This is a genomic window from Rhizobium ecuadorense (genome assembly GCF_001187535.1).
In the GTDB taxonomy this organism is placed as follows: Bacteria; Pseudomonadota; Alphaproteobacteria; order Rhizobiales; family Rhizobiaceae; genus Rhizobium; species Rhizobium ecuadorense.
This window is the reverse complement of record NZ_LFIO01001609.1, coordinates 1-344: the sequence shown is the minus strand read 5'-3', so window position 1 is coordinate 344 and position 344 is coordinate 1. Positions and strand designations below refer to the sequence as shown.

Here is a 344-nt window from a genome sequence, read left to right as displayed (position 1 = left end):
GTCGTAGGCCTGCAGGCTCGCAGGCTTCTTGCGCCGGAGGACGTCGCGCCGGAAGCTTAGAAGCTTTCCGCAGCAATTCCCGAGGACGTTGACCACGCTCGCGGTGACGGCGTCCTGCAGTTCGAAGACGTTGCCGGCCGTTTCGTCGTACCGGGCACTCCACAGGCTGGCTCCGCTGGAAGCATCCACGAGTTGGACGGAAATCCTTACCCGATCTCCGGTCGCCTGCAAATTTCCTTCCACCACGTAGTCGGCCTTCAACTCCCTGCCGATCGACACGACGTCGTTCTCGCAACCCTTGTAGGCGATCATCGTCTGACGGGAGATCACGGCCAGGTCGGGAT

1 pseudogene is annotated in these 344 nt (G+C 61.9%); it reads right to left on the bottom strand.

Annotation, left to right across the window (positions count from 1 at the left end):
- Nucleotides 1-344, bottom strand: a pseudogene (locus AF337_RS43440) (LuxR C-terminal-related transcriptional regulator); the annotation flags it as partial.